We start from the raw sequence: 15136 nt of genomic DNA, 5'->3' as shown, positions 1-15136 counted from the left end.
GTGTGCGACGGCGGCGATCCGGCACGGCCGGCGCGGGACACGGATCAGGCCGGATCAGGAGCGGACCACCTCCAGCGGGATCAGGACCGGTTTCACCTGGTCGCGCTCGGGCTCGAAGGCGATCGACGGGTCCGGGGTCCCGGGGGCGTTGACGAAGGAGACGAAGCGCCGCAGCTTCTCCGGGTCCTCGATCGCGGCGCGCCACTCGTCGGTGTAACCGGCCACGTGCCGCTCCATCTGGGCCTCCAGGTCGGCGCAGATCCCCAGGGAGTCGTCCAGCACGACCTCCTTGACGTAGGCCAGGCCCTGGGCCTCCAGCCAGGCGGAGGTGCGCTGCAGGCGGTCGGCGGTGCGGACGTAGAACATCAGGAACCGGTCGATGACGCGGACCAGCTCCTCGGTGCTCAGGTCGGAGGCGAACAGATCGGCGTGGCGCGGGGTGAAGCCTCCGTTGCCTCCCACGTAGAGGTTCCAGCCCTGCTCGGTGGCGATGACGCCGAAGTCCTTGCCGCGGGCCTCGGCGCACTCGCGGGCGCAGCCGGAGACGGCCGACTTCAGCTTGTGCGGCGAGCGCAGGCCCCGGTAGCGCAGCTCCAGCGCGATGGCCAGGCCGACGGCGTCCTGCACCCCGTACCGGCACCAGGTCGAGCCCACGCAGGACTTCACCGTGCGCAGCGCCTTGCCGTACGCCTGGCCGGACTCGAAGCCCGCGTCCACCAGCCGCTTCCAGATCAGCGGGAGCTGCTCCACCCGGGCCCCGAACAGGTCGATCCGCTGCCCGCCGGTGATCTTGGTGTAGAGGCCGAAGTCACGGGCCACCTCGCCGATCACGATGAGCTTGTCCGGGGTGATCTCCCCGCCGGGGATGCGCGGCACCACCGAGTAGGTGCCGTTGCGCTGGATGTTGGCCAGGAAGTGGTCGTTGGTGTCCTGCAAGGCGGCCTGCTCGCCGTCGAGGATGTGGCCGTTGCCGAGCGAGGCGAGGATCGAGGCGACGACGGGCTTGCACACGTCGCAGCCGCGCCCGGTGCCGTGCTCGGCGATGATCTGCGAGAACGTGGTGAGGCCGCGCACCCGGACGATGTCGAACAGCTCGGCCCTGCTCTGCGCGAAGTGCTCGCACAGGGCCTTGGAGACCTCGACGCCCGAGGAGACGAGGATCTGCTTGAGCGTCGGGACGCAGCTGCCGCAGGTGGTGCCCGCGCGGGTGCACGCCTTGATGCCGGGGACGTCGGTGAGGCCGTGCTCGGCGATGGCCGCGCACACCTGGCCCTTGGTGACGTTGTTGCAGGAGCAGACCTGCGCGTCGTCGGGGAGATCCGTGCTCGCCGGCCCGCCGGTGAACAACAGCTCGCTCGGCGAACCCGGCAGGTCACGGCCGACGAAGGGCTTGAGGGTGTTGTACGGGGTGGCGTCGCCGACGCAGATCCCGCCGAGCAGGGTGCGGGCGTCGTCGCTGACGAACAGCTTCTGGTAGACCCCGCCCACCGGGTCCATGAAGGTCACGTCCAGCGCGCCCTCCATCGCGCCGAACTGGGCGACCTCCACGCCGAGCAGCTTGAGCTTGGTCGACAGGTCCGCACGGGTGAAGACCGCCTCGCCTCCGAGGATGCGGTCGGCGGCGACCTCGGCCATCGTGAAGCACGGCCCCACCAGCCCGTAGACCATGCCCTCGTGCAGGGCGCACTCGCCGATCGCGTAGATCGCCGGGTCACTGGTGCGCATCCCGTCGTCCACGGCGATCCCGCCGCGCCCGCCGACCTCGAGACCGGCCTGCCTGGCCAGCTCGTCGCGGGGCCGCACGCCCGCGGAGAAGACCACGATCTGCGCCTCGACGGTCTCGCCGTCCGGTTTGACCAGGCCCGCCACCCGCCCGTCCGGGCCCGCGACGATCTCCTTGGCCCCCGCCTCGGTGTGCACGCTCAGGCCGAGCGCCTCCACGTGGCCGCGCAGGACGGCGCCGCCGCCCTCGTCGACCTGCCGGGGCATGAGCCAGCCGCCCATCTCCACGACGTGCGTCGCCAGGCCCAGGCCGCGCAGCGCGTCGGCGGCCTCCAGCCCCAGCAGCCCGCCGCCGATCACGACGCCGCTCGTGGCGCCCGAGGCGGCCGCCCTGATCGCGTCGAGGTCGTCGATCGTGCGGTAGACGAAGCAGCCGTCCAGCTCCCTGCCCGGCACCGGCGGCACGAACGGGCTGGAGCCGGTGGCCAGCACCAGCACGTCGTACGGCTCGCGGTGGCCGTCGGCGGTGACGGCCTCGCGCGCCCGCCTGTCGATCTCCACGACCCTGGACGACAGGCGCAGCACGACCCCGTCCGGCGTCGGATAGGTGAGGTCCTCGACGCTCCTGCCCGTCAGGTAGGAGGTGAGCGCCACCCGGTCGTACGCCGGCCGGGGCTCCTCCCCCAGTACCGTGATCCTTCCCGCGAAGCCCTTGGCGACCAGCGCCTCGACCAACCGGTGCGATGTCGGTCCGTGTCCTACCACGACGAGCCGTGACATGGGGTGTGTTTCCCTTCTCGTCCGATCCGCCCCAGCCTTCACAGGTGTCTGGGGGGGAAGTGAGACCGGCATGGATCCGATGGTGCTTTCAGGCGGTTTCACCCTGGGGTCTCCCCTGTTACCGATGTGCTACAAGCCGCTAACCGCGTTCACATTCACGATGAGGCGGGTGTGAGTTGTCCGTCGGCCGGGCCGGTTCCGGATGTGAGCCGAACGGGCGCCAGGTACGCCGGGGTCACACGCGCGCCGCCGCCAGGCTCGGCACGGATCCCGCGGTCCGCAGGTAACAGGCCCAGGTGATGGCCGCGCACACCAGGTAGAAGGCGGCGAAGGAGGCCAGGGCGGCGCCCGCTCCCCCGGTCGCGGCGATGGAGCTGCCGAATCCACGGTTGATGAAGAACCCGCCGAAGGCGCCGATCGCGGAGATGATCCCGATCGCGGCGGAGGCGTCCCGCTTCCCGACAGCCACGGCGGCCTCGTGGGCGTCCGTACCGGGGGCGACGCCCGCCACGGCCTTCGCCCGGAAGATCGCCGGGATCATCCGGTAGGTGGAGCCGTTGCCGATGCCGGTGGTGGCGACCAGGAGCATGTAGGCGCAGAAGAACAGCGCGAAGGCGTGCTGGGACAGGCCCTGCCAGACCAGCGCCGCCGCGCCCGCCATCGCGGCGAAGTTGACGAGCGTCACCCGCGCCCCGCCGAGCCGGTCCGACAGCCACCCCCCGACCGGGCGGATCAGCGAGCCGAGCAGCGGGCCGATGAAGGCGAGCGCCACCAGGGAGGCATGCTCGGGGAACTGGCTCTTGATGAGCAGCGGGAACGCGGTGGCGTAGCCGATGAAGGAGCCGAAGGTGCCGATGTACAGGACCGACATGATCCAGGTCTGGGCCCGGCCGGCGACCTTCAGCTGGTCGGCGGGACTGGCCTTGGCGGAGGTCAGGTTGTCCATGAAGAAGTAGGCGCCGATCGCGGCGGCCAGGATGAACGGGATCCAGAACAGCCCGGCGGCGGCCAGGCCGAACGCCCCGATCACCAGGGGCATGACGAGCTGGACGGAGCTGACCCCGATGTTGCCGCCCGCCGCGTTGAGCCCGAGCGCCGACCCCTGCCTGTCCTGGGGGTAGAAGTAGGTGATGTTGGCCATGCTGGAGGCGAAGTTGCCGCCGCCCAGGCCCGCCGTGGCCGCGATGACCAGGAACACCCAGTAGGGGGTGGCCGGGTTTCCGACCGCGATGGCCAGCAGCACCGCGGGCACGAGCAGGAGCAGGGCGCTGACCACGGTGAAGTTCCGGCCGCCGAATCTGGCCGGGGCGAAGGTGTACGGGATGCGCAGCGCCGAGCCGATCAGGTTGGGCAGGGCGACGATCCAGAAGAGCTGGTCGGTGGAGAACTCGTAGGAGCCGAGTTGCACGGTCACGATGCTCCACACGGTCCACAGCGTGAATCCGAGGTGCTCGGCGAAGATGGAGAAGATCAGGTTCCTGCGGGCCACCTTCCTGCCGTGCCCCTGCCAGAAGTCGGGGTCGTCGGGCCGCCAGTCGCTGATCCAGGGCTTGGCCATCTTTCCTCCTGCGGTTTCGGGCTGCTTCGATCCCGAAATCTAAGAGGACGGCATTACGCACATTTACTATCTGTGATGGTGCGCCGGTTACGTGTGACTAACCATGGAAATACGCAATGCACACGTCGCACAGCGGCAACATTCCGGAAACACGAGAGGTGAGGTGGTAACGGTTGAGTCAGCGCGACAATGGGAATCGTCTTCGGTGCCCATTCGTTCGCTTCGGGGAGTGCGCGTGGCCGTCCAGCCGATCCGTCTGTTCACCGATCCCGTGCTTCGCACGGTGTCCGAGCCGGTAACCACCTTCGACCGCGCGCTGCGCGTCCTGGTCAAATCGCTCCAGGCCACGATGCGGGCCGGGAGGGGCCGCGCGGGACTGGCCGCGCCGCAGATCGGCGTCCCCTTGAGGGTCGTCGTCTACGAGCTGGACGGCAGGTCCGGCCACCTGGTCAACCCGCGTCTGGAGCTGTCCGAGCGGAAGATCGTGGCCGACGAGGCCTGCCTGTCCGCGCCCGGCCGCTGGTGGCCGCTGGAACGCTCCTACATGGTCACCGCCCGTGGTCGCGACATGTTCGGCAAGCCCGCCACCGTCCGTGCCCTGGGCATGCTCGCCCGCGTCCTGCAGCACGAGGCCGACCACCTCGACGGCACCCTCTTCGTCGACCACCTCCCCGAGGAGGATCGCGAGCGATTCCTCGCCTCGATTTCGTGACTTGCGCACCGTGGCGGCATCGGATACCATCGTCTGGTTGCAGTCGTAGTTCTCAGCTTAGCCTTATCATCTCAAGTGCTTATGAGAAGTCCGCCGACAGCGGACGTTACACAGTTTCTCCGGATGGTTTCCGCGGGTGCATGGTAGGGTCCGCAACGCAGCCCCGTGCCGCCGACCTGGTGGTTCGGTGAGGCTCCCAATGAGGAGAAGTAGTTTTGTCTGAGGGCACCGTTAAGTGGTTCAACGCCGAAAAGGGCTTCGGATTCATCGCACCGGATGACGGCACCGCCGATGTCTTCGTGCACTACTCGGCTATCAACTCCGGCGGCTACCGCAGCCTGGAGGAGAACCAGCGTGTCAGCTTCGTCACCACGCAGGGCCAGAAGGGCCCGCAGGCCGACCAGGTTCAGGTCATCTGACCTGGTTTGACCTCAAAGGCTTCAGGCTGAGCCCGCACCGCGCAAGCGGTGCGGGCTCCGTCGTTTCTCAGGGCCGTTTGTCGTTTCTCAGGGCCGTTTCCCGGCCCCTCCGGTGCCGCCCCCGGAACCGGGCGCCGCCGCGCTCCAGAGGCTCAGGGAGCGGCACCGCCCGGATCCCGGGACCCTAGAGCGCGACCCCCAGCAGCGCGTCCACGGTCTCCCTGACGAGGACCGGCGCGTCCGGGTCGCTGCCCCCCTCGGACAGGGCTCGCTCGGCCCAGTCGTCGACGACCGCGAGGGCACCGGGGGCGTCCAGGTCGTCCGCCATCCGGGCGCGCACCCTTTCGAGCACGACACCGGCGTCGGGGCCGGTCTGCAGCCCCGCCGCCGAACGCCAGCGCGCCAGCCGTACCTCCGCCGAGCCCAGCTGCTCGGAGGTCCACTCCCAGTCGGAGCGGTAGTGGTGCGCCAGCAGGGCGAGCCGGATGGCCATCGGGTCGGTCTCCTTGCGCAGGCGGGAGACGAAGACCAGGTTGCCCTTCGACTTGGACATCTTCTCGCCGTCCAGGGCGACCATGCCCGCGTGCACGTAGGCCCTCGCGAAGGGCCACTCCCCGCACGCCACGTGGCCCTCGTGGGCGCCGCACTCGTGGTGGGGGAAGATCAGGTCGGAGCCCCCGCCCGCGACGTCGAAACCGCTGGACAGGTTCGCCAGGGCGATCGCGGTGCACTCGATGTGCCAGCCGGGCCGGCCCTGGCCGAACGGCGAGGGCCAGGACGGCTCCCCCGGGCGCTCCGCGCGCCAGAGCAGCCAGTCGAGCGGATGCTTCTTACCCGGCCGGTCCGGATCTCCCCCGCGCTCGCCGAACAGGGCGAGCATGCGCTCCTCCGAGTAACCGGAGACGGCCCCGAACTTGGGGGCCGCGGCCACGTCGAAGTAGACGTCGCCGTCGAGGACGTAGGTGGCGCCCTTGTCGCGCAGCGACACGATCAGGTCGGCGACCTGGTCGATCACCTCGGTCACGGCGACGTAGTCACGCGGCGGCAGGATGCGCAGCGCCTCCATGTCGGTCCGGAACAGCTCGATCTCACGCTCGGCCAGGTCGCGCCAGTCGACGCCGGTCTGCCCGGCACGTTCCAGCAGGGGGTCGTCGACGTCCGTGGCGTTCTGGGTGAAGTGCACCTCGTGACCGGCGTCACGCCAGGCCCGGTTGACCAGGTCGAAGGCGAGGTAGGTGTTGGCGTGGCCCAGATGGGTGGCGTCGTAGGGCGTGATGCCGCAGACGTACATCCGCGCCGTACGGCCCGGGCTGGTGGGGCCGACCTCTCGCGCGGCGGTGTCGAACAGCCGCAGCGGGGCACCGGCACCGGGAAGCCGAGGAACCTTCGGCTCAGACCACGATCTCATAAAATGAAGCCTATCCAGCGGTTAGACCACCCCGGTCGGCTCGGGATGGTGGATGTACGGGCACTCACCTCAACTCCGGGAACCGACCGGATCATTCCGGGCGGACCTCCCGGAAGGCGCCCGGATCACGGGGGTCGGCGGTGAAGTCGTAGCGGACGCCGCCGGGCGACAGGGCCAGCAGGGTGACGGAACCCGAGGCGAAGGTCCGCCCGTCGGGCAGCTCGTGATGGACGATCATCGTCCGGGGGTCCTCGGAGGGAATCCCCGCCCCGGTGGCGAGCTCCCGCCACTCCTGCCAGGGGCCGTCGAGCTCCGTGGGACGGCCCGCCTTGGCGAACAGGGGGCGGAAGAACGCCACCCGCTCGTTCTCCGCACCGCGCTCCCAGCCACTGTTGACGATCATGTGGGTTCCCGGGGGAAGGTCGTCCCGCTCCAGGGTGATCCCGTCCCAGTGCCACAGGCGGGCTCCGGCGGGATCGGCCCGTAGCAGGTGGAAGGGGTCGTAGTGCCCAAGATCGCCCTTCACGGGGCCGCCTCCGGCCGCCGCCAGGAGCGGCAGGTCGCCCCGCGAGCGGCGGCCCTCCTCGGGGGCGAGCACGCCGAGCCCGTTGAGGAGGGCTCCGACCCGCCTGGCCTCGGGATCGACGGCGAGCCAGGTGCCGCCCGCCTGAAGGTCACGCCCGCCGATCAGGCCGGGCCCGCTCTCCGGCCAGTGCGCGGCCGGCGGAACCCAGGGTCGGCCGACGAACTCGTCGCGCACCCCGACCACGATCAGGGGGATCTCGGCGCTCGGATCGATGCTGACGACAACCGTGCACATGCCCGGAGGCTACGCCCCCGCGGGAGGCGGGCGCGGACCGGGGCCCTCCATCGGGAGGAAGACCGAGGTCACGGAAGCCACGGCGAGGACATGGTGAGGACACAGCGAGGACGCCCCGGCTCGCCGCGGTCCCGCTCCCGCGGGACGCCCGGTGCCCGGGGCGGGAGGCCCCCGCGCGGGGGTCTCAGATCGGCGGCCAGGGGATGGCGGGCCAGTCCTTGGAGGGAAGGGGGTGCAGGCCGGTGTCGAGCAGCCTGCGGACTCGCGACCAGGTGGCCTCGACCTCGTGGAGGGTGAGCAGCTCGCGGAGGCGGCGGCCGAGGCGGCCCCGCTCCAGGTCGGTCTCAAGGCGGGTCAGGACGTTCATGGCCTCGCGGGACAGCGGCTTGCCGCGCCACTGCCACAGCACGGTGCGGAGCTTGTCCTCGGCCGAGAAGGAGACCCCGTGGTCGACGCCGTAGACGTGGCCGTCGGCGAGCGGCAGCAGGTGACCGCCCTTGCGGTCGGCGTTGTTGACGATGGCGTCGAAGACGGCCATCCGCCGCAGCGAGGGCTGGCGGCTGCGGATCAGCACCATCAGGTCGGTGTCGGGGTCGGTGTCGATCCACAGCTGGCACATTCCCGGGCCGAAGGGGCCGTCGCGGTAGACGGTGGGCGGCACGATCCGCCAGCCGATCGCCGCGGAGACCTCGTAGGCGGCGACCTCGCGGGCCGCCAGGGTGCCGTCGGGGAAGTCCCAGAGGGGGCGTTCGCCCCGTACCGGCTTGTACACGCAGGCCGCCGCGAGGCCGCCGAGCCGGACCGAGCAGTAGAGCGTCATGTTGGTCGCCTCGACCAGGCGGCCCGCCACGTCCAGTTGGCCGTCACGGAGCAGACGCGTCGCGGTCTCGTCGTCCAGCCCCGCGGCCGGCGCCGCACTCAGCGTCGGCTCGCTCTCAGCACTCATTCGCCTCCTCCAGCAGATGAAGCGCTACTACCCCGGTAACCGTTGAGCCGCACACAAATATGCCCCTCGGGATCGAGAGGCTGGGCGCAGAGCGGGCAGGGCGGGCGGCCGGCCGCGACGAGCGCCATGGCCCGCTTGGTGAAGGCCCTCGCGGCGCCGGCACTGATGTGCACGCGCAGCACCGTGGGCTCGACGAGCGGGGACGGCTCGAACTCCTCGTCCTCGGCGACGGCCTCCTTGGCCTCGATGACCACCTGCGCGGCCTCGGGGTCCCAGGCCAGGGCCATGACGCCGACGCGGAAGTCCTCGCTGATCGGCACGTCGAGGGGGGCGTTGTCCGCCAGCGCGGCCGGGGCGACGGCGGGCACGGGAACGTTGCCCTCACCGCGTCGCAACACCTCGTCGAGCAGCTCGTCGAGGCGGTCGGCCAGCGCCGCGACCTGGAACTTCTCCAGGGCCACGGTGGTCAGCCTGCCCTGGCCCCGCGCCTGCAGGAAGAAGGTTCGTGATCCCGGTTGCCCCACGGCACCGGCCACGAACCTCTCGGGTGGATCGTAGTCGAAGACCGGCATAGCCCGACCTTACGTGGTTCCGGATCCGCCGCCGACTGCGGCATCGCTCCCGGTGGGATTTTCTCCCCCGTCCTCGCCCTCCGAACCCTCCCTGGGGCGCAATCCGGCCACATCTCCGCCCAGGTCGTTGAGCCTGAGCACGAAGGGGCGCAAGGGGGTGTAGCGAATGGCGGTGAGCGACGCCGGATCAGCCGTTATCCGCTGGAACTGGTCCAGGTGGAGTCCCATGGCGTCGGCCACGATGGCCTTGATCACGTCTCCGTGGCTGCAGACGAGATAGACCGCCTTCGGGCCCAGGCGCTCGTTCCACTCCCTGACGGCCGTCACGGCGCGGTGCTGCACGGCGGACAGGGACTCTCCCCCGGGGAACGTCACCGCGCTCGGGTGGGCCTGCACGACCGGCCAGAGAGGGTCCTTGGCGAGCTCGGCGATCGGGCGGCCCGTCCAGTCGCCGTAGCGGCACTCGCCGAAGCGCTCGTCGGTCAGCACCTCGGCCCCCTGCCGTCCCGCGGCGACCGCCTGCGCGGTCTCCTGGCAGCGTTCCAGCGGGCTGGAGACGATCGCGTCGAGTTCCAGGGTGGTCAGCCGCGCGGCGAGCGCCTCCGCCTGGGCCCGTCCCGCGTCACTGAGGTGCACATCCGGGGTCCAGCCCGCGAGGACCGGACCGGTGAGGTGGGTAAGGCCGTGTCTGGCCAGCAACAAGGTCGTCACGCGGGCAAGTCTTGCAGCCTTCACTCCACTACTTTTAAGTGGCCGGGCGGTAACCTGGCCGGATCATGGAGCAGCGCTATGTGGGCCGGAGCGGCTTGTCGGTGTCCCGCCTGGGACTGGGGACGATGACATGGGGACGTGACACCGGCGCCGAGGAGGCCGCGGCGCAGCTCCGCACGTTCGCCGAGGCCGGCGGCACGCTCATCGACACCGCCGACGTCTACACCGGCGGCGACGCCGAACGGCTGCTCGGGCGGCTGCTGCGCGACTCCGTGCCGCGTTCGGAGCTGGTGCTGTCCACCAAGGCCGTGCTCACCCCCGCCGGGCGCAGGCCCCGCGACGCCTCCAGGAAACACCTGGTCGCCGCGATCGACGCCTCCCTGACCCGCCTGGGCGTCAACGAGGTCGACCTGTGGCAGTTGCACGCCTTCGACCCCGACGTCCCGCTGGAGGAGACCCTGGCAGCCGTGGACGCCATCGTGTCCTCGGGGCGGGCCGCGTACGCCGGGGTGTGCGACTACGCGGGCTGGCAGCTGGCGACCGCCGCCGTGGGGCAGCGGGCGGTCCCCGGCAGGGTGCCGATCGTCGCGGCCCAGGTCGAGTACTCGCTCCTGGCCAGGGAGGCCGAGCGCGAGCTGATCCCGGCCGCCGAGCACGTCGGCGCGGGGGTGCTCGCCTGGTCGCCGCTCGGGCGTGGCGTCCTCACCGGGAAGTACCGGACGGGCATCCCCGCGGACTCCCGGGCCGCGACCCCGCACTTCGCCGACTTCGTCACCCCCTACCTCGACGAGCGGTGCCGCCGGGTCGTGGAGTCGGTGACGACCGCCGCCGAGGGGCTCGGCGTCTCACCGCTGTCGGTGGCCCTGTCGTGGGTACGCGACCAGCCGGGGGTGTCCTCCGCCATCGTCGGCGCCCGCACCCACGCGCAGCTGTCCGGGGTGCTCCAGGCCGAGGACCTGACGCTGCCCGTGGAGATCAGGGAGGCGCTCGACGACGTGTCCGCGGACTGAGAGGCGGTGCCGGAGAGGCTCCGGCGCGAACGGCCTCCCGGGAAGGAACGCCTCCCGGGAAAAGGGACGGCGTTCCAGGAGAACGAAAGAGAAACCGAACGAGAATTCGTCTCGCGTATCACTAGTCGATACCGAATGACGACTTTCCGTGGAAAAAACGGGTCTCCCTACAAAACTGTCAAACAGGTGGCAGGGGGACACCTGGATGTCGGCGAGATTCACGGCCGATGTCCGGCCCGGGGCGAAGGAGACGAGTGCGAACTGCGATGGCGGCAGGCGTTCTGGCGCTGGCGCTGGGGGGTGGGGTCCCGGCGGTCGCCGTCGCGCCCGCGGGCGCCGCACGGGCGAGTGCCGTCGCGTGGCTGGACGACTGCGATCACGGAGGGCTGCTGGGCACCGTGACGGGCCGGGTCTGCCAGGCCGTGGACGGCGTCGTGCACGGCCTCACGGAGGGCGTCTCCCCGCCCGCCCCCTCGTCGGCGCCCTCCGGCGGGGACGCCGAGGACAACCCCGGGAACGGCAGAGGAAACGGCAAAGGGAACAACGCCGAGACGCCCGCCGGCGCCCAGGAGGCGCCCGCCGAGGCGGAGAGCCCGGCACCGGCCCCCTCCTCCGCCAAGACCTCGTCGACCTCGTCGGGCGACAAGCCGTCCACCGCGAAGGAGGAGGAGAGGTCCTCCGACGGCACGCAGGCGCCCCGGACTCAGGCCCCCGCCGACGCCTGCGGGGCCACGGCCTCCGCCAAGTGCGCGGACTCGCCGGTGGCCCCCCTCGTCGAGGAGCCGCAGGAGCCCGCCGTCTCCGAGACTCCCCGCCCCGGGGCGTCGCCGAGCCCCAGCCCGTCGCCGACCCCCTCGGCGAGCCCCTCGCGGGACCAGGACGCCGCGCCGGTCAGGAAGAGCCCGGTTCCGGTGCCGACGGACCGGCCGCCGTTCCCCCAGACGCCGCTCCCGGACACCAGGACTCTCACGACCGAGGTGGGTGAGCCTGCGGCTCCCAGGCCGTCGCCCGTGGTCGACGCCGAGGCGCCCCGGGTGGAGTTGCTGTGGCCCGCCCCGCTGATGCAGGAGCTCCAGCGGCAGATGCCGGACGGGCAGCCGGTGACCCCCAGCCGGTCGTCCGACACGACGAGCACCGTGCTCACCACGGCGGTGCTCGTCTCGGCCATCCTCGCGGTCCGCCTGCTGTACAGCAGGCGAAGGGTCGGGGAGTCGATACCGTTCGAGCCGGCTCCGCCGGGGCACCACCGGGTGGCCTGACCGCACCGGCCCGGCCCGCGTTCCTCGGCCCGGCCGCTCCGCGGTCGCCACGGCCTCGCCGCCACCTCGGTATGACACGGGCCACGGCCTCGCCGCCACCTCGGTACGGCACCGGCCCGGCCGATCACCACCCGCCGGGCCGGGAACGGCTCAGGCTCCGATGGCGTGGACGCCGCCGTCGACGTGGACGATCTCACCGGTCGTGGCGGGGAACCAGTCGGACAGCAGGGCGACACACGCCTTGGCCGCGGGGATCGGGTCGTTGATGTCCCAGCCGATCGGGGCCTTGGCGGGCCAGCTCTCCTCGAACTCGACGAAGCCGGGAATGCTCCTGGCGGCCATGGTCCTGATCGGGCCCGCGGCGACGAGGTTGACCCGGATGCCGTGCTTGCCGAGATCGCGGGCCAGGTAGCGGGAGCAGGACTCCAGGCCGGCCTTGGCCACGCCCATCCAGTCGTACACCGGCCAGGCCTTCGTCGCGTCGAAGTCGAGGCCGACGATCGCGCCGCCCTCCTTCATGAGCGGGAGCGCGGCCACCGCGAGCGACTTGAACGAGTACGTGGAGACCTGGACGGCGGTCGCCACGTCCTCCCACGAGGTGTTCAGGAAGTTGCCGCCCAGGGCGGTCTGCGGCGCGAAGCCGATGGCGTGCACCACCCCGTCCAGGCCGCCGAGGTGCTCGCCGACCCGGTCGGCCAGGGAGTCGAGGTGCTCGGTGTTGGTCACGTCGAGCTCCAGCACGGGGGGCGGCTCCGGCAGGCGCTTGGCGATGCGCTCGACCAGGCTGAGCCGGCCGAATCCGGTGAGCACGATCTGCGCGCCCTCCTCCTGGGCCAGCTTGGCCACCGAGAAGGCGATGGAGGCGTCGGTGAGCACCCCGGTGACGAGGAGCCGCTTGCCTTCGAGAATTCCCACGTCAGTGCCCCATTCCAAGGCCGCCGTCGACGGGGATGACGGCCCCCGTGATGTAGGCGGCGTCCTCGCCGGCCAGGAACCTGACCACGCGCGCGATCTCCTCCGGGGCGGCGTAGCGGCCCAGGGGGATGTTCTTCCGGATCTGCTCCTGGTAGGCCGCGTCCAGCTCGGCCGTCATCTCGGTCTCCACGAAGCCGGGGGCGACCACGTTGACGGTGATGTTGCGCGAGCCCAGCTCCCTGGCGGCCGACCGGGCGAAGCCGATCATGCCGGCCTTGGAGGCGGCGTAGTTGCTCTGCCCGGCCGAGCCGAGCATGGCGACCACCGAGGAGATCAGCACGATGCGCCCGCGCTTGAGCCGCAGCATGCCGCGGGTGGCCCGCTTGGCGACCCGGTAGGCGCCGGTCAGGTTGGCGTCGATGACGTCGGTGAAGGTCTCCTCCTTCATCATCGGCAGCAGCGTGTCCCTGGTGATGCCCGCGTTGGCGACCAGCACCTCGACCGGGCCGAACTCGGCCTCGACCTTCGCGAAGGCGGCGTCCACATCGGCCGTGCTGGTGACGTCGCAGCGCACGCCGAACAGGCCCTCGGGGGGCTGGCCGGAACGGTAGGTGACGGCGACGTCGTCGCCTGCCTGAGCGAGTTCGCGGGCGATCGCGAGGCCGATGCCGCGATTGCCGCCGGTTACGAGAACAGATCGAGCCATGGTCAGACGGTATCGGCTACCGGGGGGTAACCACCTTGTCCGGGAGGGACAAGATCACAGGGCTAGGATCGTTGACATGCGCCAGATCGACTCCGACTTCCTCGCCCTGCCTCTGCGCCGGCTGGCGGACGCGGCCCTGCAGCGCGCCCGGGACCTGGGCGCCGAGCACGCCGACTTCCGGCTGGAGCGCATCCGCGGGGAGACCCTGCGCCTCTCCGACGCCGCGTTGGAAGGTTCCATCGACGCCGACACCCTCGGTTACGCCGTACGGGTCGTCAAGGACGGCACCTGGGGCTTCGCGGCGGGCATCGAGCTCACCCCCGAGGCGGCCGTCAGGGTCGCCGAGCAGGCGATGGAGGTGGCGGTCGTCTCCGCGGCGGTCAACCGCGAGCCCGTCGAGCTGGCCCCCGAGGCGGTGCACTCCGACGTCACCTGGATCTCCTCCTACGAGGTCGACCCGTTCGAGGTGCCGATGCGCGACAAGGCCGCGCTGCTCGCCGACTGGTCGGGCGGCCTGCTGAGGGATCCCGGGGTGGACCACGTCCAGGCGTCGCTGATGCAGGTCAAGGAGCAGAAGTTCTACGCCGACACGGCCGGGACCGTCACCACCCAGCAGCGGGTGCGCGTCCATCCCCGGCTGAACGCGACGAGGGTGCTGGACGGCCGCTTCGACTCGATGCGGACGCTCGCCCCGCCCGTCGGCCGGGGGTACGAATACCTCACCGGCACCGGCTGGGACTTCCCCAAGGAGCTGGCGCGCATCCCCGAGTTGCTGGAGGAGAAGCTCCGGGCCCCCTCCGTCGAGGCGGGGCTGTACGACCTGGTGGTCGACCCGTCGAACCTGTGGCTGACGATCCACGAGTCGATCGGGCACGCCACCGAGCTCGACCGCGCCCTCGGCTACGAGGCCGCGTACGCCGGGACGAGTTTCGCCACCTTCGACCAGCTCGGCAAGCTGGTGTACGGCTCGCAGGCGATGAACGTGACCGGTGACCGCACCGTCGAGCACGGCCTGTCCACGATCGGCTACGACGACGAGGGGGTGGCGACCAGGGAGTTCGACATCGTCTCCGACGGTGTCCTGGTCGGCTACCAGCTCGACCGGCGGATGGCGCTGCTGAAGGGCCTGGGCGCCTCCAACGGCTGCGCCTTCGCCGACTCCCCCGGCCACACCCCGATCCAGCGGATGGCCAACGTGTCGCTGCGCCCGGCGCCCGGCGGTCCCACCACCGAGGAGCTGATCTCCGGCGTCGACCGGGGCATCTACGTGGTCGGCGACAAGAGCTGGTCCATCGACATGCAGAGGTACAACTTCCAGTTCACCGGCGAGCGGTTCTACCTGATCGAGAACGGCAGGCTCACCGGGCAGCTGCGCGACGTCGCCTACCAGGCCACGACGACCGACTTCTGGCGGTCGATGGCGGCGGTCGGCGGGCCGCAGACGTACGTGCTGGGCGGGGCGTTCAACTGCGGCAAGGGACAGCCGGGCCAGGTCGCGCCGGTCAGCCACGGCTGCCCGTCGGCGCTCTTCCGCGGCGTGCGCATCCTCAACACCGTCCAGGAGAGTGGCAGTTGAGCACGCGCGGCGAGCGGGTGGA

At 71.0% G+C, this 15136-nt stretch carries 14 protein-coding genes; 5 read left to right on the top strand and 9 right to left on the bottom strand.

Annotated elements, in window-relative coordinates; translation table 11 throughout:
* Nucleotides 1-54 precede the first annotated feature (54 nt).
* Both nirB and AB0F88_RS20600 read right to left on the bottom strand, forming a co-directional pair.
* Entirely contained in the window at nucleotides 55-2502 is a 2448-nt protein-coding gene (gene nirB / locus AB0F88_RS20605) for a nitrite reductase large subunit NirB (RefSeq protein ID WP_362686017.1), read from the bottom strand.
* Between the two features lie 235 nt (nucleotides 2503-2737).
* On the bottom strand, nucleotides 2738-4060 hold the full coding sequence (locus AB0F88_RS20600) for an MFS transporter (protein WP_362686014.1): 1323 nt from the start codon (nucleotides 4058-4060) through the stop codon (nucleotides 2738-2740).
* Nucleotides 4061-4295: 235 nt separating this feature from the next.
* On the opposite strand from AB0F88_RS20600, the gene def reads away from it, so the two are divergent.
* Together def and AB0F88_RS20590 are read left to right on the top strand one after the other, a co-directional pair.
* Nucleotides 4296-4772 carry a peptide deformylase gene (gene def, locus AB0F88_RS20595; protein ID WP_362686011.1) on the top strand — a complete coding sequence of 159 codons (477 nt, stop codon included), beginning with the start codon at nucleotides 4296-4298 and terminating at the stop codon, nucleotides 4770-4772.
* A 215-nt stretch (nucleotides 4773-4987) separates the two neighbouring features.
* A complete protein-coding gene (locus AB0F88_RS20590; protein WP_344903117.1) occupies nucleotides 4988-5191 on the top strand; it encodes a cold-shock protein in 204 nt (67 codons plus the stop codon).
* A gap of 184 nt (nucleotides 5192-5375) precedes the next feature.
* On the opposite strand, the gene mshC is transcribed toward AB0F88_RS20590, so the two are convergent.
* The 5 genes from mshC to AB0F88_RS20565 all read right to left on the bottom strand — a co-directional run bounded on the left by mshC (nucleotide 5376) and on the right by AB0F88_RS20565 (nucleotide 9648).
* On the bottom strand, nucleotides 5376-6599 hold the full coding sequence (gene mshC, locus AB0F88_RS20585; protein WP_362686008.1) for a cysteine--1-D-myo-inosityl 2-amino-2-deoxy-alpha-D-glucopyranoside ligase: 1224 nt from the start codon (nucleotides 6597-6599) through the stop codon (nucleotides 5376-5378).
* 91 nt (nucleotides 6600-6690) lie between these two features.
* Nucleotides 6691-7419: an NRDE family protein gene (locus tag AB0F88_RS20580; RefSeq protein ID WP_362686005.1), complete on the bottom strand. Its 729-nt coding sequence runs from the start codon at nucleotides 7417-7419 to the stop codon at nucleotides 6691-6693.
* 184 nt (nucleotides 7420-7603) lie between these two features.
* Nucleotides 7604-8365 (bottom strand): SCO1664 family protein, encoded by a 762-nt coding sequence (locus tag AB0F88_RS20575; protein ID WP_362686002.1) that lies wholly within the window; start codon nucleotides 8363-8365, stop codon nucleotides 7604-7606.
* On the bottom strand, nucleotides 8362-8937 hold the full coding sequence (locus AB0F88_RS20570) for a DUF3090 domain-containing protein (RefSeq protein ID WP_362685999.1): 576 nt from the start codon (nucleotides 8935-8937) through the stop codon (nucleotides 8362-8364). The genes AB0F88_RS20575 and AB0F88_RS20570 overlap by 4 nt, the downstream gene beginning before the upstream one ends.
* A gap of 9 nt (nucleotides 8938-8946) precedes the next feature.
* The gene (locus AB0F88_RS20565) at nucleotides 8947-9648 is read right to left on the bottom strand and encodes a histidine phosphatase family protein (protein WP_362685997.1); all 702 of its coding nucleotides are present in this window, start codon (nucleotides 9646-9648) and stop codon (nucleotides 8947-8949) included.
* A gap of 65 nt (nucleotides 9649-9713) precedes the next feature.
* On the opposite strand from AB0F88_RS20565, the gene AB0F88_RS20560 reads away from it, so the two are divergent.
* On the top strand, nucleotides 9714-10658 hold the full coding sequence (locus AB0F88_RS20560; RefSeq protein WP_362685995.1) for an aldo/keto reductase: 945 nt from the start codon (nucleotides 9714-9716) through the stop codon (nucleotides 10656-10658).
* 254 nt (nucleotides 10659-10912) lie between these two features.
* Nucleotides 10913-11917 carry a hypothetical protein gene (locus AB0F88_RS20555; RefSeq protein WP_362685992.1) on the top strand — a complete coding sequence of 335 codons (1005 nt, stop codon included), beginning with the start codon at nucleotides 10913-10915 and terminating at the stop codon, nucleotides 11915-11917.
* A 150-nt stretch (nucleotides 11918-12067) separates the two neighbouring features.
* On the opposite strand, the gene fabI is transcribed toward AB0F88_RS20555, so the two are convergent.
* Nucleotides 12068-12832, bottom strand: a complete 765-nt coding sequence (gene fabI / locus AB0F88_RS20550; RefSeq protein WP_362685989.1) for an enoyl-ACP reductase FabI — start codon at nucleotides 12830-12832, stop codon at nucleotides 12068-12070.
* A gap of 1 nt (nucleotide 12833) precedes the next feature.
* Nucleotides 12834-13538 carry a beta-ketoacyl-ACP reductase gene (locus tag AB0F88_RS20545; RefSeq protein ID WP_362685986.1) on the bottom strand — a complete coding sequence of 235 codons (705 nt, stop codon included), beginning with the start codon at nucleotides 13536-13538 and terminating at the stop codon, nucleotides 12834-12836.
* Between the two features lie 76 nt (nucleotides 13539-13614).
* Between AB0F88_RS20545 and AB0F88_RS20540 the strand changes: the two genes are divergently transcribed.
* Nucleotides 13615-15114 carry a TldD/PmbA family protein gene (locus AB0F88_RS20540; RefSeq protein WP_362685983.1) on the top strand — a complete coding sequence of 500 codons (1500 nt, stop codon included), beginning with the start codon at nucleotides 13615-13617 and terminating at the stop codon, nucleotides 15112-15114.
* Nucleotides 15115-15136 lie beyond the last annotated feature (22 nt).

The organism is Streptosporangium sp. NPDC023963 (genome assembly GCF_040639135.1).
In the GTDB taxonomy this organism is placed as follows: Bacteria; Actinomycetota; Actinomycetes; order Streptosporangiales; family Streptosporangiaceae; genus Streptosporangium.
Note: the sequence above shows the minus strand (reverse complement) of the source record. Positions and strands in the feature narration are given on the sequence as shown.